This window comes from Nocardia yamanashiensis NBRC 100130, from assembly GCF_001613325.1.
Lineage (GTDB): Bacteria > Actinomycetota > Actinomycetes > Mycobacteriales > Mycobacteriaceae > Nocardia > Nocardia yamanashiensis.
Map to the genome: position 1 here is coordinate 45,974 of NZ_BDCD01000014.1, position 16,455 is coordinate 62,428.

Annotated in this window: 17 protein-coding genes; 5 read left to right on the forward strand and 12 right to left on the reverse strand. The window is 67.3% G+C overall.

All coding sequences use genetic code 11. The features are described 5' to 3' along the window. Positions 1-364 precede the first annotated feature (364 nt). Both NY1_RS14750 and NY1_RS14755 read left to right on the forward strand, forming a co-directional pair. Complete coding sequence (locus tag NY1_RS14750; RefSeq protein WP_233434336.1) at positions 365-1,555, forward strand: cytochrome P450 family protein; 1,191 nt, start codon at positions 365-367, stop codon at positions 1,553-1,555. 107 nt (positions 1,556-1,662) lie between these two features. Then, complete coding sequence (locus tag NY1_RS14755) at positions 1,663-2,295, forward strand: maleylpyruvate isomerase N-terminal domain-containing protein (protein WP_067712633.1); 633 nt, start codon at positions 1,663-1,665, stop codon at positions 2,293-2,295. Between the two features lie 12 nt (positions 2,296-2,307). Here NY1_RS14755 and NY1_RS14760 read toward each other — a convergent pair whose 3' ends face one another. From NY1_RS14760 to NY1_RS14780, 5 genes are all read right to left on the reverse strand, one after another. Further along, complete coding sequence (locus NY1_RS14760) at positions 2,308-3,282, reverse strand: Acg family FMN-binding oxidoreductase (protein WP_067712635.1); 975 nt, start codon at positions 3,280-3,282, stop codon at positions 2,308-2,310. Between the two features lie 139 nt (positions 3,283-3,421). Continuing rightward, positions 3,422-4,081 (reverse strand): response regulator, encoded by a 660-nt coding sequence (locus NY1_RS14765; RefSeq protein ID WP_067712637.1) that lies wholly within the window; start codon positions 4,079-4,081, stop codon positions 3,422-3,424. 126 nt (positions 4,082-4,207) lie between these two features. Beyond that, positions 4,208-5,383: an endolytic transglycosylase MltG gene (locus NY1_RS44540; RefSeq protein ID WP_067712639.1), complete on the reverse strand. Its 1,176-nt coding sequence runs from the start codon at positions 5,381-5,383 to the stop codon at positions 4,208-4,210. After that, positions 5,380-6,195, reverse strand: a complete 816-nt coding sequence (locus NY1_RS14775) for a hypothetical protein (RefSeq protein ID WP_157762245.1) — start codon at positions 6,193-6,195, stop codon at positions 5,380-5,382. The genes NY1_RS44540 and NY1_RS14775 overlap by 4 nt, the downstream gene beginning before the upstream one ends. 108 nt (positions 6,196-6,303) lie before the next feature. Next, the gene (locus NY1_RS14780; RefSeq protein ID WP_067712645.1) at positions 6,304-6,696 is read right to left on the reverse strand and encodes a DUF1761 domain-containing protein; all 393 of its coding nucleotides are present in this window, start codon (positions 6,694-6,696) and stop codon (positions 6,304-6,306) included. A gap of 48 nt (positions 6,697-6,744) precedes the next feature. Between NY1_RS14780 and NY1_RS14785 the strand changes: the two genes are divergently transcribed. The 3 genes from NY1_RS14785 (at position 6,745) to NY1_RS14795 (ending at position 8,469) form a co-directional block, all read left to right on the forward strand. Next, positions 6,745-7,152: a DUF1801 domain-containing protein gene (locus NY1_RS14785; RefSeq protein WP_067712647.1), complete on the forward strand. Its 408-nt coding sequence runs from the start codon at positions 6,745-6,747 to the stop codon at positions 7,150-7,152. Between the two features lie 81 nt (positions 7,153-7,233). Further along, positions 7,234-7,485, forward strand: a complete 252-nt coding sequence (locus NY1_RS14790) for an acyl carrier protein (RefSeq protein ID WP_067712650.1) — start codon at positions 7,234-7,236, stop codon at positions 7,483-7,485. An 81-nt stretch (positions 7,486-7,566) separates the two neighbouring features. After that, positions 7,567-8,469, forward strand: coding sequence for a bile acid:sodium symporter family protein (locus NY1_RS14795; protein WP_067712653.1), 903 nt, complete (start codon positions 7,567-7,569; stop codon positions 8,467-8,469). Positions 8,470-8,483: 14 nt separating this feature from the next. Here the strand turns inward: NY1_RS14795 and NY1_RS14800 are convergent, their stop codons facing one another. From NY1_RS14800 to sfnG, 7 genes are all read right to left on the reverse strand, one after another. Next, positions 8,484-9,020, reverse strand: coding sequence for a hypothetical protein (locus NY1_RS14800; protein WP_067713524.1), 537 nt, complete (start codon positions 9,018-9,020; stop codon positions 8,484-8,486). Positions 9,021-9,451: 431 nt separating this feature from the next. Beyond that, positions 9,452-9,727 (reverse strand): GlsB/YeaQ/YmgE family stress response membrane protein, encoded by a 276-nt coding sequence (locus NY1_RS14805; protein ID WP_067712655.1) that lies wholly within the window; start codon positions 9,725-9,727, stop codon positions 9,452-9,454. A gap of 220 nt (positions 9,728-9,947) precedes the next feature. Continuing rightward, a complete protein-coding gene (locus NY1_RS14810; protein WP_067712657.1) occupies positions 9,948-11,156 on the reverse strand; it encodes an SfnB family sulfur acquisition oxidoreductase in 1,209 nt (402 codons plus the stop codon). Positions 11,157-11,213: 57 nt separating this feature from the next. After that, the gene (locus NY1_RS14815) at positions 11,214-12,590 is read right to left on the reverse strand and encodes a styrene monooxygenase/indole monooxygenase family protein (protein ID WP_067712658.1); all 1,377 of its coding nucleotides are present in this window, start codon (positions 12,588-12,590) and stop codon (positions 11,214-11,216) included. Continuing rightward, positions 12,587-14,071 carry an LLM class flavin-dependent oxidoreductase gene (locus NY1_RS14820; protein ID WP_067712663.1) on the reverse strand — a complete coding sequence of 495 codons (1,485 nt, stop codon included), beginning with the start codon at positions 14,069-14,071 and terminating at the stop codon, positions 12,587-12,589. The genes NY1_RS14815 and NY1_RS14820 overlap by 4 nt, the downstream gene beginning before the upstream one ends. Further along, positions 14,068-15,291 carry an acyl-CoA dehydrogenase family protein gene (locus NY1_RS14825; RefSeq protein WP_067712666.1) on the reverse strand — a complete coding sequence of 408 codons (1,224 nt, stop codon included), beginning with the start codon at positions 15,289-15,291 and terminating at the stop codon, positions 14,068-14,070. Before NY1_RS14825 ends, NY1_RS14820 begins: the two co-directional genes overlap by 4 nt. Then, positions 15,288-16,436: a dimethylsulfone monooxygenase SfnG gene (sfnG, locus tag NY1_RS14830; protein WP_067712669.1), complete on the reverse strand. Its 1,149-nt coding sequence runs from the start codon at positions 16,434-16,436 to the stop codon at positions 15,288-15,290. The genes NY1_RS14825 and sfnG overlap by 4 nt, the downstream gene beginning before the upstream one ends. Positions 16,437-16,455: the final 19 nt, after the last annotated feature.

Sequence of the window (16,455 nt, forward strand, 5' to 3'; positions counted from 1 at the left end):
CAACAGCGCCCGCGCCCGGACCAGGTAGTAGCATGATCAAGTGATCGAAACATGTTATGGGCAACCCGCTTTGATGTTTCGCAGATCCTTCCGGCGCACGGCGACAGGTTCACCCGAACCGTGCGGCGAGTGACGACGTCGAAATCATCGATGCAGATCTTCTTGCAGGGCAAATAGATACACCGCGACACGACAGCTGGACAGCGATGCGACTACCTCGGACGACTTCGATGCTGCTCAGCTGACCGCGGCGCGGTCGGCACACTCGTTCCAGGGAGCTCGCTCACATGACAGGTCTATCCTCCGCAGGTCAACGGCCGAATCCGGGCCGCCGCAGCAACATTCCAGCGGGTCCGCGCCGCCGATGAGACTGCACTCAGCGGCCTTCGCCGCCGACCCCCATCACCACTACGATCAACTCAAGCGCGAGCACGGCGCCCTGGCCCCGGTGGAAGTCGCCGACGAGGTACCGGCCAGTCTGATATTGGACTACCGCACCGCGCTGCACGTGCTCAACGACGCCGACCACTTCCCCGCCGATCCGCGCGCCTGGCAGAGTACGGTCCCCGAGCAATGCCCGGTGCTGCCGATGATGGAGTGGACGCCCGTCGCGGGCAAACACGATGCCGGACAACACGTCCGGTACCGTTCGGCCTACAACGCCGCGCTCGGCGACATCGATCTGTTCCGGCTGCGCACCTCCGTCGAAGCGATCGCCGTGCCGTTGATCAACGACTTCTGCGAGACGGGTGCGGCCGACCTGCTCGGCGACTACGCCGTCCCGCTCACGCTGCGAGTGATCAACGACCTCATGGGCTTCTCGCCCGGAGCCGGTCAGCGCCTGGCCGCGGCGATGACGGGCCTGGAGGAATCGGCGGACGCGGCCACCGCGGATACGCACGATCGCCGGTTCCGGGCCGCCATCGCCGAGATCGTCGCGGCCAAGCGCGCCATTCCGGGCGGCGATCTGATCTCCGCGCTGGTGCACGATCCGGTCGAACTCGACGACGCCGAAATCGTCGCGCTGGCGGCGGTGCTCTATGCCCGAGGCACCGCGCCGACCTGGAATCTCATCGCGAACACACTCCTGCGGATGACAACCGACCAGTTCTTCCGGGACATGCTGCTGGGCGGATCGGTCTCAACGCGCGATGCCATCGAAGAAGTCCTGTTCCGCGATCCCCCGCTGGCCAATTCGTGCGTGCGCTTCCCCCGGCAACCGCAGATCGTGGGCGATGTCTGGCTGCCGGTGGATCAGCCGGTGATCATCAGTTCCACCGCCTGCAACAACGACTCCGAACTGACCGGCGACCGCACCGGCAACCGCTCCCATCTGGCCTGGGGTGCGGGACCGCGCGCCTGCCCGGCGCAAGCGGTGGCCATGGTGATCGCACAGGAAGCGCTCGATCAACTGCTCGACGCCCTGCCCGATATCGTCCTGGCGGTGCCGCCGGATGAGATTCGGTGGCGGCCGAGCGCCTTCCATCGCGCGCCGTACGCGGTGCCGGTGAATTTCGCTCCCGCGCCGCCGCTTCCGGGTTCCCGGGCGGGCTGAAACGCCGCGGGCCGACCCGTCGATAGACCAGAGGGTACGGATGGTCCGTCGTCCTCGTCTGCCACGGCCGCCCGACTCGGGACGAACCCGATTGGAAGGCAAGGCGATTGACTGCCGTACGAGACGCATACCTCTCGGCCGCGACCGCGACGGGAACGCTGCTCGCGAATCCGGCGGTCGCGGCCGCCTGGGAGCAGCCCAGCGCTTTGCCGGAATTCAGTCTCCACGGCCTCGCCGGGCATCTGGCCGCCCAGGTTCTGCACGTGACGCCCGTACTCGAAACCGAGCCGCCCGTCGCGCCGTCGCTCTCGGTGACCGAATTCTTCACGCACTCACCGGCATTCGAGGCCGGCGTCGACGCGGACATCAGCGTCTGGATCCGCCGCAACGGCGAGTCCACGGCGGCCGACGGCGTGGACTCGCTGGTGCGGCGGGTCGAGACTGCGATCGAGCACCAACGGACGGCGCTGTTCACGCAAGCGCCCGATCGGCTGATCGGCATCCTCGACCGGCCGATGCTGCTCGACGACTTCCTGCTCACCCGCATGCTCGAGATCGTGGTGCATTCCGACGACCTGGCGGTCAGCGCGGGCATACCGACACCGGCGTTCCCCGCGCAGGTTTTCGAACCGGTGCTGCATCTGCTGGCGAGCCTCACGGTGACCCGGCACGGTCAGACCGCGGTGCTGCGCGCGCTGACCAGGGCCGAGCGGGCGCCGGGAACGATCACGGCGTTCTGACCTGGGTCGGGGTCAGAACGAGGTGCCCGCGAAGACCTCGTCGGTGCCACGGCGCGGCGTTTCCGCCAGGGGCGCGGCGCTCGAGCGAACCCACCCGGCGCGGATCATCACCTGCGGAAAACGGCTCTCGCACAGCGAGAATCGGATTTCCTCGCGCAGATCGGGAACGCCGAGGGGTTCGGTCTGGATGCAGGTGGCCAGGCCGAGATCGGTGGCCGCGAGCAGCAGGGCGCTGAGGGATTCACCAGCTCGGAGCTGGGCGCGGCGGTCGTCCTGGTCGGTGCTGACGATCAGCCATTCGGCGTCGTCATGAGATTGGGCGATATCGATCAGCACGGGGTCGGCGAAGGAACGACACGGCAGCTGGTCGTCGGTACGGACCGAGGTCACATTGCGCGCGGGCACACCGTCGGGGGTGCCGCGCCGGCCGCTCCATTCGGCGAGTTCGACCTGGTAGCGGGCGTCGTCGGCGTGCCGTTCGGCGGCGGTGCGAATGAGCTTGCCGAGCTGGGGGCGCATCGATTCGGGCACGGTCTGCACGGCCGCGCCGAAGCGGGTGGCGTAGTCCGAAGCGGTGCGGACGTATCGCTGCGGCACCTCGCCGCAGGCGAATCGGCGGCGGTCGCTGCGACGGTGCACCATGGCGGTGGTCAGGCCGAAGTCGGTGCCGCGCGGCCTTTTCCGGGTCAGCCGGAGCGTGGCCAGGTGGTCCGGGTCCGCCGGATCGGGCAGATGCTCGACCTCGCCGGCCCAGCCCAGGGCGGCCAGCGCGACCCGCAGATGATGCAGGACCGCGCCGCAGCTGAGGACGAGCGCCCGCTGTTCGGGGTCGGTCGCGCTCAGGTGCCGGGACCGATCGGCGTAGAGGTCGAGTTCGCCGCCGTCGAAGCGCCAGCGCCAGGGTTGCGAATTGTGGACCGATGGGGCGCGCTGAGCCAGTCCGATCGCGGCTCGAATCGTCTCCAGGCCGGGGTTGCCACGCTGCATGACTGGGGATGGTCCTTTCGAGTGGATGAGCAGATCTCCTCATCCACTTGTCCCACGCCGGGGCCTGTCCGGCAGCGAATCGAAGGTCATGAGAATTCGTGACTTCCGGGCAAAAGCCCAGCTCACCGGGCGGTGCGACTCAACCGACATCGGGCAAATCAGACGCGAGGCCGAGGCGGGCGGCCACCACCGCCGCCTGCGCGCGCCGCTCCAGACCCAGCTTCCGCAGCAGTTGCGACACGTAGTTCTTCACCGTCCGCTCGGACAGGAACATCCGCCGGGCGATCTGCCGATTGGTCAGGCCCGCGCCGAGCATGCGCAGCAGCTTGTATTCGCGATCGCTGAGGTCGTGCAGTGATCCGGGCCTGCCCGCGCCGGTATCGGCCCGTAGCCGCCGCATCAGCCCGGCGGTGGCATGGGCATCGAGCAGCGATTTGCCCGCCGCCACCGACCGGACGGCCGCGAGCAGTTCCCGCCGCCCGATGTCCTTGACCAGGTACGCATCGGCCCCCGCCAGCACCGCCCCGAGAATCGCCTCCTCATCGGAGTGCGAGGTGAGGATCAGCAACCGCAGACCGGGCAGCACATCGCGCAGTTCACGGCACAATTCGATGCCATTGCAGTCCGGTAGCCGCACATCGAGAATCGCAACGTCAGCGTGCTGGTGCGGAAGCAGCGTGCGCGCTTCCGCGCAGGTCGCGGCCTCGCCGACGGTGCGCATATCGGGTTCGCCGTCGATGAGGGTGCGCAGGCCGATCCGGACCACCTCGTGGTCGTCGACGAGGAAGACCCGAATCATCGCTCACCCCTGTCGTTTCCGAACGCTCGAAATACCAACCGATCGGTACTACATCTGGCTCGGGTACCCGGCGTGACCAGCGGCAAACGTCCCGCGGTGTGCTGATACCCGAGCCCGCTTCGCCGATCAGTTCCCGGGTGAAATACCGCTTTGCCTGGCCTTTTCGATATTGCGCAGGTGCTGGTCGTAGTCGTCGGTGAACAAGGTGGTGCCCTGCTTGTCGATGGTCACGAAGTACAGCCACGGGCCGGTTGCCGGATTCACCATGGCACGCAATGCCTCCGGTGACGGTGCGGAGATCGGGGTCGCCGGGAGGCCGGTCATGGCGTAGGTGTTCCAGGGTGTCTTGCGGGCGCGGTCGGCGTCGGTGGTGGCGGTTTCGGTGTTACCGCGCCCGTAGATGACGGTGGAGTCGAATTCCAGGGGGCGGTTGGCCCGGAGCCGGTTCAGGATCACCCGCGCGACCTTGGGCATGTCCTGCGATAGCGCCTCACGCTCGAGCACGGACGCGGCGATCAGCGTGTCGTAGGGGGTGAGGCCGGTCGAGTTGCCTAGGATTCCGGCGCTTTCGTAGGTGGCGGTGCTTTCGGTGACCAACTGTTTGAGGATCTGGTCCGGGCTTTCCGTGGGGTCGAAAGTCCAGGAACCCGCGCCGATGAGGCCCTCGAGCTGCCGCGTGCGGTCGGGCACCGAGCGGACCCAGCCCAGTGCCCAGTCCGGTACGCCCAAGGCAACGGGATCGGTGTTGGTGCCCGCGGCCTCGAATTGTTCGTAGGTCAGGCATTTCGCCGCGGGTACGACGCTCGCGCAGCTCGCTTCGGCGATCCGGCGGTAGATGCCGTCTTTGCGCGCGCCGGTGGACACGTCGACCTGGTCGTGCAATTGCCGGCCCTCGGAGATCACCACCGTGGCGAGATCGGTGGCGATAGGTTGTTGGCGCATGGTGACCCCGGTGAGGATCCCGACGCCGAGAGTGAGGACGAGGACGACAGCCGCGGCGGTCGCGAGGACGAGATTTCGGTAGCGCCGGTCTAGGCGAGGCGAGCTGCGGGGTCCATCGAAGGGCTCCTGTGGCGACGAGACCTGCTCTCCCGCAGTGTGATCGGGGAACTCGACGAGGGTTGGCGCGGGTTCGATCCCGTCTGCCTCCGACACGAGGTTCTGCCCGCGTTCAACGGGTATCTGCGCCCGCATCACTTGCGCGAGGGCGTCCCCGAGGGAGGACTTGCCGATCAGTTCCCGCATCCGCGCGATGTCGTCGGCGCCCGGTTCCTGGTCGTTGTGCTTGTCGTAGTTGTTCATTGCGACTCCCTGTCCCCCAGGCGTCGGATCCAGTCGTGTTGGGCCATCAGCGCCGACCATCGGCGATCGACTCCGCGGGCGGATCGCTCGCCGTAAACCTGTGCGATCTGCTTGCTCGTGAGGCCGGATGCTTTGCCCCACACTATGTTTCGGTCTCTCGGCGACAGCCGGTACATGTACTCGCGCAGTACGTCCAGGTCTATGACCTGCCGGCTCGGATCGTGTGGCGCCCATCGGTCTTCGGTGGGCAGCCCCGCCTCGTGTCTCATTACCGCGGCGACGGCCTTGGCTTCACGATTCTGCGCCCTGCGGTGCCGATTGAGTTCGTTGACGAACGCGATCACACATCCTCCGATGAAGAAGGACGCCACGCTCGCACCGCCTTCACGACTCCACCCGTCCCCGGCCAGGCACTTCGCCCGGAAGCTCCGCAAGGCTTCGCTCACCGCGGCATCGGCGACCTCGTCGCGAAAGTCGGTGTCGGATATGAATCGTTCGAGCTCCCCCACGCCGGGCGTGCACGGGATCCGTTTGCTGCGCACGACCGCGAAGATGTGCCCGGTGCTCATCCACGCGGTGAGCACGCCGAGCGCATACCTCGCCAGCTCGCAGGCGAAGGTCTCCCACACCGGCCCGGCGAACTCCACCGCCTGCAGCGCGGCGATCAATTCGGCATCGGCCTCCAGCCGATGCATCGATTCCGCCGTAACTTCTTGTCCCCGCACGGTTTCCAGCATCGCTGAAGGCGCGGGCGCTGGGACGACCCGTAGCATAGCGCCGCCCGGGCGCGGCTCACTGCGGGCGGCGGCCATGGGTCTCACAGCTTCTGTCGGTGGTCATGACAGTCGTCCTCCCCGAATCCCCGGCACCGGCTGTCCGGACACAGGGTTATAGGCGCCACCGCGAGCTGTTCTACCGGGCTATCGCCAGGAAGCCACCACGATGGTGATCAACAGGAGTTTGAGCAGCCAGTCGCCGGCGTGGATGAGCGCGACGCGCCAGGGCACGTTCTCCCAGATCATCGAGCCCGACAACAGGATTGCCGGGAACCCGATCCACAGGCCCAACGCCAGTTTCACCCCGGCCCACCAGCCGTCGGCTCCCGTCGCCACCGTCAGCTTCGCGACGACCACCGTCAGCACCACCAGGCGTAGCAATTCGATGCCGACCTTCCACGCCGGTGGCCGGCCCTCGGTATCGACATTGCTGCCCGCGGCGGCGAGCGGCTTGGCGGTGACCATGTAATAGACGTTGGCCACGACGAATCCCGCGATCACGGCCGTGACGACGGCCCAGATGTTCATCTGCTGCATAGCGGTATAGACGGGTGTTCCGCGCGGAATTCATCTAGCGTCTCGATCATGGTCTATCGAGTCGATCCGCGGGTGGACGCCTATATCGATGCCCTGCCCGAATGGCAGCAAGCGATCTGCCGGGAAGTTCGCGACCTCGTGCACGCCGCCGACCCGGAGGTCGAGGAGACCATCAAACGGACCGTGCGGCCGTACTTCGTCCTCCAGGGCAATATCTGCGCTCTGCTCGCGACCAAGGATCACGTCAACGTGTTCCTCTACGACGGCGCTATCGTCCCCGATCCCGAGCACATCATCACCGGAGGTCACGACAACACCACGGCGCGCACCGTCGCGGTCTGGGAAGGACAGCAGCTCAACGCCCCAGCGCTTCTGACCATGTTCCGGCACATCATCGCGAACAACCGTGCGGGTGGCTGGCGAAAGCTCAAGAAGAGTTCACCGGAGTCCCCCTAGCCCCTCGGTAGCAATGCGGAAGAACTTGGCTGCAACGAGTTCGGAGCTATCGGCGATACCGAGGTAGAGAAGGGGGATGCCATGACCACCACGGAAGAATCGATCATCACCGGGATCGCCACGGTCATCGAGGAAGTCACCGGCGTCGACGCCGCGGACGTGACGCCCGAGAAGTCGTTCGGCGCGGACCTCGACATCGACTCGCTGTCGCTGGTCGAGATCGCGGTGCAGCTCGAGGGCAGGTATCAACTCGAGATCCCGGACCAAACCTTCGCCGCCCTGAAGACGGTGGGCGACGCGGTGGCCTACGTCCAGCGGTTACAGACCATCTGATACTCGAGCCGGGTCAACTGCCGTTCGCTCGGATCGAAAGGCACTGCCCGGCTCCCGCCGCTTCTCCATACTCGATGGTCTATGAACTCTTCCTTCCTCACCACGGCCCTGCCCCCGGCCCTCGCCGTGATCATGTTCGGGCTCGGCCTCTCCCTCACCACCGCCGACTTCACCCGCGTCACCCGCGCCCCGAAAGCGGTCGCGATCGCCCTGACCTGCCAGGTCATCGTGCTCCCCCTCGTCGCATTCGCCCTGGTCGAACTGTTCAACCTCTCCCCCTTGCTCGCGGTCGGCATGATGCTGCTGGCCGCCTCCCCCGGCGGCGCCACCGCGAACCTCTTCAGCCACCTCTTCCGCGGCGACGTAGCCCTCAATGTCACCCTGACCGCGATCAATTCGATCCTGTGCGTGGTCACCGTCCCCCTGGTCACCAACCTCGCGATCAACCGCTTCGCCCACGACCAGACCGGCGAACTCGGCCTGCAATTCGGCAAAACCGTTCAGGTCGTAGTGATCGTCCTCGTCCCCGTCGTGATCGGCATGGCCGTCCGCCACCGCGCCCCGGGCTTCGCCGCCACCATGGACCGCCCCGTCCGCATCGCCTCCATCGCCATCCTGGCCACCCTCGTCCTCGCCGCCATGCTCAACGACCGCTCCGCCATCGGCGGCTACGTCCTCGACGTAGGCACCATCACCGCCCTCTTCTGCCTGATCAGCCTCACCACCGGCTACTTCGTCCCCCGCGCATTCGGCATCCCCGCCCCACAAGCCATCGCCTCATCAATGGAAATCGGCGTCCACAACAGCGCCATAGCCATCACCCTCGCCCTCAGCGTCCTCGAAACCCCCCGAATAGCCGTACCCGCCGCCGTCTACGCGGTCCTCATGACCCCCCTCGCCGCCCTCGTAGGCGCCATCATCAGCCGCAAAACCCGTGCCGAACAACGTGAATCGACCTTGGCGGTGCCCGAGAAATCGGCATGAGTTCCGGCCGAGACTCAGTTCGGCGCTGCAGGAACCGCTCTGCCCCAAGCGCTTTCGAACTCTTCCGCCGTGATCTGCGAGTCCACCAGGTCTGGATCCCACAGGTCGATCGGCGGATTGAGGGGGAAGTCGTCGAGGCCGGTCCGGATTGCTTCACCGCTGTCGCGTATCTCGACCTGGCGCGTTCGATAGCCGCGCGTGATCTCGGTCAGGTAGTCGGCGGCGGGCACACCGTCCTCACCCTCCCAACGCTGGCGTGTATGCAGCACCTCACGGTCTGCCACCATTCCGAAGCCCGGCCGACTCCGCTGAACGAGCCGTTTGGCGCGAAAGCTGTTCAACGCAGAATCGCCGGGCTCGTCGATATCGACCTCGTCCAACTCCCAATCCTCGGCCTCGGCCAACCGCGCCCAATCGTCGATGACCCGGACCTCAGCGAAAGTCTCAGCGATCTCACGTGCCGAACGCGCTTGCATCCACCACCACAGCCCACCCATCCCGTAGTCATGGCATACGAGGAATCGCTCCTTCGGCGTCTGGTCGTCACTCATGGTCACAAGCGTATGCAACGAACTGGTCGCCCCACCGCGGCTGCGGTGGGGCGACCAGTGATGTGGTCGAGCGGAGGCACTACATCGGCATGTTGGGGAACATCATGTTCCACATGCTGCGGAGCATGTCCGTCATCTGTGTGCACATCGGTGACATCACCATCACCTCCTGACCCTGGTAGCGGGTAGTCCCCGCCTACCCGGCAATGCCGCAGTTATGCGGACGGCCGGGTGGGTCAGGCGGATTCACGCTGAGGCGGGAGGGCGGGTCGGATACATGACCTCGTCCCACCACCCTTCGAGGCGGCTGGGTTCCGGCCAGCGCACCTCGGCGTCCTCGGAATCGTCCGATTCGGTTCGGGTGATGTGTGTTTGCTTTCTGGCTGAACGGGCGGGTCTTTCGGCGCGTGGATCCGAGCTCATGGGGGATCTCAGCGCAATGCGTTTCGGCGGCCGGTGACCAGGTTGACCAGGAACAGCAGAATTACCGCACCGCCCAAGCAGGTGAAGAAGCTGAACCACAAGCCACCGCCTTCGACGTCCACGCCCAACAGCTTCAGCAGGAAACCGCCCAGCAGACCGCCTACGATGCCGACGACGATGTTGAGCAGAATCCCCTGCTGGGCATCAGTTTTCATGATCTTGCTGGCGATCCATCCCGCCAGGCCACCGATAATGATCCAACCCAGAATTCCCAGTCCGAGCATCGGCTCGCTCCTTGTCTCACTCTCGGGCCTCCGAAAAGGGAAGCCGCATGCGTCTCCGACATACCCGCCAAGATCGGGGTCAATCACGCTGGTGTGAGAACGGTTGTCATGGGTACGGCGGTGATGTCGGCCCAGCAGGTGGAACCGTCCGAGCCGATACGAGGGTCGCGCCTCGGTAGGACCCACCGAGCGCCGAGGCGAGACCCTTGTCCAGGCTCCCTCAGAGGACGCCGTGCCGCGGGGGCGGGGTGCCGGAGAGCAGATAGCGGCCGATGTGCTGGAGTTTCCAGCGCACCGGGTCGTGCAAGGTGTGGGTGCGGGCATTGCGCCAATGCCGATGCAGGTTCAGTGAATCCAGCGCCGAACGGGTCCCGGACACCTCGAACAGCGCGTTGGTCACGTCCAGAGCGGCGCGGTCGGCGGCGGCTTTCGCGGTGGCGACGGCGATGGACGCGGCGGCGGCGCTGTCGTCGTCGAGATCGCCGGCGGCCCGGTCGATGGTGTCGGCCGCCACCGACAGCAGTGCCTCGGCCGCGCGCACCGTGACCTCCAATTCACCGAAACGCTGGATGGTGAGCGGATCATCGGCGGCCTGTTCGACACCGGCTTCGAACCACGGCCGGCTGCGGGTGCGAACGAACTCGACGGCCTCCGACAGTGCGCCGCGCGCGATGCCCGCGTCGATCGCGGTGTGCAGGATCTGCGCCCGGGCGCCGTAGAGCTGCGGCCCGGTGAAGGTGAGATGATGCGGGACCACGTGATTCGACGGAACCCGCACCCCCTCGAGACGCACCGACCCACTGGCGGTGGTTCGCTGCCCCATGCCGTCCCAGTCGTCGACGACGGTGAGGCCGTCGGCGTCGGCGGGGACATAGGCCACCACGATCCGGTCGTCGTCGTTCTTGGCCAGCACCGGAATCCAATGCGCGAACAGCGCACCGGTCGAATAGTGCTTGACACCGTCGAGAACATGGCCGCCGTCGGGGTGCGCCCGCAGGCGGGTGCGGTAGTCCTGCACGTGTTTGGTGCCCGCCTCGGATTGCGCGTTCCCGAATCGCTTGCCCGCCAGCACTTCCGAGAAGAGATAGCGCTGTAGCTCTGCGGCACCGTTCTGCCGCAACGCGTTCACGTAAACGAAGTGGCTGTGCGGAATCTGGGCGATGTTCGGGTCGGCTGCCGCCAGCAGCCGGAACACTTCCACCACGACCGAAGTCGGCACGTCCGCGCCACCGTGGGCGCGCGGCACGGTGATGCCCAGCAGCCCGCTGGCGGACAGCGCGTCCAGCTCGGCGCGTGGCAGCTCGCGTCGTGCGTCGCGGCCGGCGGCATTGGTGGCGAAGTGGGTGGCGAGCCGTGCCGCGACCGCCAATGCCTCGTCGGCGTCGGCGATCACGTGTGCGGTCACCGGCCGGTCGGTGATCTCGGTCATCGGGTGCCTCGGGCATTCTCGGTCGTGGTCACGGCATCTCCTGTATCGGCGAGTCGGTTACGCGGTGGCGAGGCCACCGGCGTAAGCGGAACGAGCGAAGCGCCCGGCGGGTTCGAAACGAGCCAGCAGCTCGGCCGCGTCCTGGCCGGTGACCTCGGTGATGAATCGCCCTGCCGCAGCGAGGGAATCGACGCCGAGGAACGGTTGCGGGCGATGCAGCAGGCCGACGAGCGCGGCGGCGAAGCGCGGCTCGACCGCGGCGGCGGCGAACAGCTGGCCGCCGATCTCGGCGAACTCGGGATCGCCGAGGAACAACCGCGTCACCCGGTTCGCCGCGTCACCGCGCGCGGCCAGGAACGCCCGGTATTGCGCGGTGATCCACTCCTCGTCGAAGGGTCCTTCGTGCACGGCGGCGGCCGCGACCAGGCGCTGAGCCTGGATCAGTCCGCTCTGCGCGCCCTGCCCCGCGATCGGGTCGTACGCGGCCGAGGTGTCGCCGAGCGAGGCCACCACGTGACCGCCCGCGGTGCGCCCGGCACCCGCGCGCACCACCGGGCGGACAGCGCCTTTCAGCCAGGAGTGCCGATCCGCGGCGATGGTCTGTGCGGCCAGCACCTCGGGCAGGTCCCAGTCGAGGTAGTCGCGGTAGAGCTGCTGCACGATCCGCAGCGCGGAGTCCGCGGAATCGGCTGCGGCGAAACGCTTCTCCCAATCGCTGCCGGGCTTGGCCCAGCCCAGGAAGGCCCAGCTGGGACCAATGTCCTTGTGCAGGTACGGTCCCCACCAGGCTTCGCCCTGATCGGCGAGGATGGAGAACAGGCTGTGCGCCCCGCCCGCCCGGCTGCGGTGCGCGAACACGCTCTCGTCGTAGCCGAGCCCGGTGACGGTGACGGTGAGCAACGAACGCTGCGGCGCGGCGTAGGGGCTGCGGGACTCGTCGATCGCGAACAGGTCCGACAGCCCGCCGCGTCCGGTGGCGACCAGTGTGAGGTCGACATCGGCGGCGATACTGTCCAGCTTCTCGGGCGTCACTTGCTCGACGACGAAGTGCCCGCCGCGTTCGATGAACGCGGTCAGCCGTTCGTCGGCCTTGAGCCGCGTATCGACCGCAACACCCACATACCCGTCGAAATGTCCGTCGAAGGCGATGAGTTCGGCCTGCTCGGGTCCCGCGATGCGCACGCTCAGACCGGTGTGCCGCGGTGCGCGGGCGGTGTAGGTGTCGAGCCCGAGTGCGGCTTCGGCCTGCTGGGTTTCACCGAATTCGAGCGCGGTGCCGGTGGCCGGGACGTCGTCGCGCAGCGCGCGCTGGTCGCGGTCGCTGTAGAGGGTGACGTCGAATCCGGCGTCGAGCAGGCCCAGGGCCGCGGTGACGCCGGTCTGCCCGGCGCCGATGACGGCGGCGGTACGGGTGGAATCGAGCTGAGAAGTCATGCGGGGATCACCCTTTCGAGATCGGAAGCTGAGGAGAGTGACTCGTGGTCGGCGGTATCGGTTGCGGCGGCTCCCGGACGGGCCACAGCGTCGGGCAGGGCGGTCGAGCCCGCGCCCCCGAGGCGATAGCGTGCGCCCCGATGCTCCGGCGGTAGCCGGTCGCCCGCACCGAACAAGGCGTTGCGCAGGGTGCCGGGAACGTACTCGGTGGCATACGCGCCGCGGGCGGTCAGCGCCGGAACGACATGGCGCACAATGTCTTCGAAACTTCCCGGCGTGATGGCGTAGGCCAGGTTGAACCCGTCGAGATCGGTGTCGGCCACCCAGTCCTGGAGCTGGTCGGCGACGGTGTCCCCGGAACCGACGAAGACCGGCCCCATTCCGCCGATCCCCGCCCAGCGGCCGATATCGCGGACGGTCCATTCCCGGCCGTCGTCGTCGAACTCCTGGAAGGCGGCCACCGCGGACTGGATGGCATTGCTCTCCACCTCGCCGATCGGATCGTCCAGGTCGTAGCGTGACAGGTCGATGCCCATCCAGCCGGACATGAACACCAGCCCGCCCTCGACACTGGCGTAGGACAGGTACTCCCGGTGCTTGTTGTGCGCGGCGTCGTCGGTGGCATCGGTGACAATGGTGGCCAGTGCGTAGATCCGGGCGGCGTAGCGGTCACGGCCCGCGGCTTCCAGCGCGTCCCGGATCCGGGACACCGTTTGTGCCAGTACCCTTTTGGACGGACCGGCCACGAAAATGGCCTCGGCGTTCTCGGCGGCGAAGCGCACCCCGCGTGTCGAAGCCCCGGCCTGGTATATCACCGGCGTCCGCTGCGGCGACGGTTCTGACAGATGGATGCCCGGCACCGTGTAGTGCTTGCCGCGATGCCCGATGTGGTGCACCTTCGCCGGATCCACGTAGACGCCGCGCGCGGTGTCGCGCACCACCGCGTCGTCCTCCCACGAGCCCTCCCACAGCTTGTAGAGCACCTCGAGGTATTCGTCGGCCTGGTCGTACCGATCGTCGTGGTCGAGCTGATCGTCGGCCCCGAAATTCCTTGCGGCCGAAGGCAGATACCCGGTGACCACGTTCCAGCCCAGCCGGCCGCCGGTGAGATGGTCGAGGGTGGACAGCCGGCGCGCGAAGGGATACGGGTGCTCGAACCCGGTGCCGGTGGTGATCCCGAAACCGAGGTGCTCGGTGACCGCGGCCATGGCCGAGACCAGCAGCAGCGGATCGGCCACCGGGATCTGCGCACCCTGACGCAGGGCGGCGATGTCGTTGCCGCCGTACACGTCGTAGGTGCCCAGCACGTCGGCGATGAAGATGCCGTCGAAGCGCCCGCGCTCCAGCAGTTTCGCCAGCTCGGTCCAGTAGCCGAGCTCCTTGTATCGATGCGACTGATCCGCCGGATGCCGCCACAGGCCCGGCGACTGGTGGGCCACGCAGTTCATGTCGAACGCGTTGAAGCGGATGCGGCGGGTCATTGCCCGGCTCCCGCCGCCGGTACGCGCTCGCCCGCACTCCACGCGAACGGCAGGTCGGCGCCGTTGAGCAGATGATCGCCGAGGGCGCGCGCCTTCTGGATGGCCGGATTGTGCACCGAGATGGTGCGTGCGTTGCGCCAGTGCCGATCCAGCCGCAGCCGCTCCGAAACCGCGGACGCGCCACCGACTTCGAACAGCAGCGTGGTCGCGGGCAGTACCAGGTCGATGACCGCGAGCTGGGCTTGCGCGGCGGCGAGTTCGGCTGCCACCAACTGCTTTTCGTCGCGCGCCCCGTCGGCCAGTACCGCGTCGAGCACATCGGCGACCGCGAGCACCGTGGCCTCGGCGGCGAAGGCGGCGGCCGACAGCCGCCCGATCACCTGCTGTACCAACGGATCCCGGCGCGGCAGGTCCGCGACGGAGTGGGTGTAGCCGCGGGTGCGCGCCGCCACCCAGTCACGGGCGTCGTGTTCGGCGCGCCGGGCGATCCCGGCCAGCACCGCCAGCTGCACCAGTTGCAGGTAGGCCGTCGCGTAGGTGGGACCCGGCGTCCCGTATCCGGGGCCGAGGATGCGCTCGTCGGTGACGAGCACCCCGGTGAATTCGGTGGTGCCGCTGGCGGTGAGCCGCTGCCCGAACCCGTCCCAATCATCGTGCTGGCGCACCCCCTCGGCGTTGGCATCCACCAGCACACCGACCCGCTCGCCCTCGCGATCCGCCGCCGCCAGAATGTAATCCGCGTACAGCGAACCGGTGCTGTAGTACTTCGTCCCGTCCAGCCGCCAATGCTCGCCGTCGCGGGTCAGGCGCGTGCGGTAGCGGTCGACCGCGCCGACGCCCGGCTCGGTGATCGCATTGCCGACCAGCGTGCCCTCCGCCACCGCGCGCAGCCAGCGCTCCCGCTCCGGCCCGTCTGCGGCCAGCAGTTGGTCCTCGACGAACGACCAATGCACCCGCAGGGCTTGCGGCAGATTCGATTCCGCGGCGGCCAGGGCGATCAGCTGCCGGAACAGCTGCCGCACCGTGACCCCGTAGCCGCCGAATTCGACCGGCACCCGCAGCGCCCCGAAATTGGCCGCGCGCAACCAGCCGACTTCCTCGAACGGCAGCCGCCGATCGGTCTCGCGCTCGACCGCGCCCGCGGCGATCCGCTCGAAGATCGGCCCGAAGACCGCGTCCAGTTCGGCGTCGGTGGTGGTCTTGTGCTCAACGGTGGTCATCGCGCCACCCCCACCGGCTCGGGAGTGCCCGCGCCTACCGCCGATTCGGCCTCCAGTTCGCGCACGATCGGCAGCACATGCTTGCCGAAATACTCGACTTCCTCGTGGTAGTGCAGGAATCCGAGCAGCAGCAGGTTCACCCCGCGCTTCTTGTACTCGATGATCCGCCGCGCGACCTGCTCGGGAGTACCGATGAGCTTGGACCGGAATCCGTCGTTGTACTGGACCAGATCCTCGAACGTGGAGTCGGCCCACATACCGCGCTTGTCGCCGGTGGAGTTGCCCGCCTGCTGCACCGCGCCCCGGAATCCCTCGACCGCCTCCGGGTCGGCTTTGGCGACGATCTCGCGCAGGGTGTCCTTCGCCTCGGCCTCGGTGTCGCGGGCGATGAGGAATCCATTGAGCCCGAACCGAACCGTGCGGCCGTGCTCGGCGGCCGAAGCGCGGACCTCGGTGATCTGCTCGGTGATGCCGTCGAAGTCCTTGCCATTGCTGAAATACCAGTCCGAGACCCGCCCCGCCATGGCCCGGGCCGCGGTGGAATTGCCGCCTTGGAAGATCTCCGGATGCGGACGTCCGTGGGCCGCAATCGGTTTGGGCTTGAGGTCGAAGCCGCGCAGGCGATAGAAGTCGCCCGCGAACTCGGCCGCGTCCTCAGTCCAGCTCTTGCGCAGCACCCGGATGAATTCCTCCGAACGCCGATAGCGTTCATCGTGTTCGAGCCACGGCTCGCCGAGAGCGGTGAACTCCCCCTTGAACCAGCCGCTCACCACGTTCACCGCGGCCCGGCCACCGGAGAGATGGTCGGCGGTGGCCAGCAGTTTGGCCAGCACCGCGGGCTGCCAGAGACCGGGATGAACCGCGGCAATAACCTTCAGGCGTTCGGTGGCCAGCAGCAGCGCCAGACTGAAACTGGTCGATTCGTGCTGATAGGCCGCGCCGTAGCTGGCCATGTATCGCACCTGGGTCAGCGCGTATTCGAAGCCGTTGTTCTCGGCCAGCACAGCCAGCTTCTTGTTGTAGTCGTAACTCCAGTCGGTGCGCTGCTCGATATTGCTGACGACGAGACCGCCGCTGACATTCGGCACCCAGTAGGCGAATTTCAAAGGTGCTGCGACAGCATCGTTTTCATGGGCTGCGGACACAGATACTCCTCGGGAAGAA

Bases quoted from the DNA above. Each gene is read 5' to 3' on its own strand.
- NY1_RS14805 (WP_067712655.1), bottom strand. From the start codon at position 9,727: ATGCTCGGACTGGGAATTCTGGGTTGGATCATTATCGGTGGCCTGGCG.
- NY1_RS14760 (WP_067712635.1), bottom strand. From the start codon at position 3,282: ATGCAGCGTGGCAACCCCGGCCTGGAGACGATTCGAGCCGCGATCGGA.
- NY1_RS14750 (WP_233434336.1), top strand. From the start codon at position 365: ATGAGACTGCACTCAGCGGCCTTCGCCGCCGACCCCCATCACCACTAC.
- NY1_RS14785 (WP_067712647.1), top strand. From the start codon at position 6,745: ATGGTCTATCGAGTCGATCCGCGGGTGGACGCCTATATCGATGCCCTG.
- NY1_RS14780 (WP_067712645.1), bottom strand. From the start codon at position 6,696: ATGCAGCAGATGAACATCTGGGCCGTCGTCACGGCCGTGATCGCGGGA.
- NY1_RS14775 (WP_157762245.1), bottom strand. From the start codon at position 6,195: ATGGCCGCCGCCCGCAGTGAGCCGCGCCCGGGCGGCGCTATGCTACGG.
- NY1_RS14810 (WP_067712657.1), bottom strand. From the start codon at position 11,156: ATGACCGAGATCACCGACCGGCCGGTGACCGCACACGTGATCGCCGAC.
- NY1_RS14820 (WP_067712663.1), bottom strand. From the start codon at position 14,071: ATGACCCGCCGCATCCGCTTCAACGCGTTCGACATGAACTGCGTGGCC.
- NY1_RS14825 (WP_067712666.1), bottom strand. From the start codon at position 15,291: ATGACCACCGTTGAGCACAAGACCACCACCGACGCCGAACTGGACGCG.
- NY1_RS14815 (WP_067712658.1), bottom strand. From the start codon at position 12,590: ATGACTTCTCAGCTCGATTCCACCCGTACCGCCGCCGTCATCGGCGCC.
- NY1_RS14790 (WP_067712650.1), top strand. From the start codon at position 7,234: ATGACCACCACGGAAGAATCGATCATCACCGGGATCGCCACGGTCATC.
- NY1_RS14765 (WP_067712637.1), bottom strand. From the start codon at position 4,081: ATGATTCGGGTCTTCCTCGTCGACGACCACGAGGTGGTCCGGATCGGC.
- NY1_RS44540 (WP_067712639.1), bottom strand. From the start codon at position 5,383: ATGAACAACTACGACAAGCACAACGACCAGGAACCGGGCGCCGACGAC.
- NY1_RS14800 (WP_067713524.1), bottom strand. From the start codon at position 9,020: ATGAGTGACGACCAGACGCCGAAGGAGCGATTCCTCGTATGCCATGAC.
- NY1_RS14795 (WP_067712653.1), top strand. From the start codon at position 7,567: ATGAACTCTTCCTTCCTCACCACGGCCCTGCCCCCGGCCCTCGCCGTG.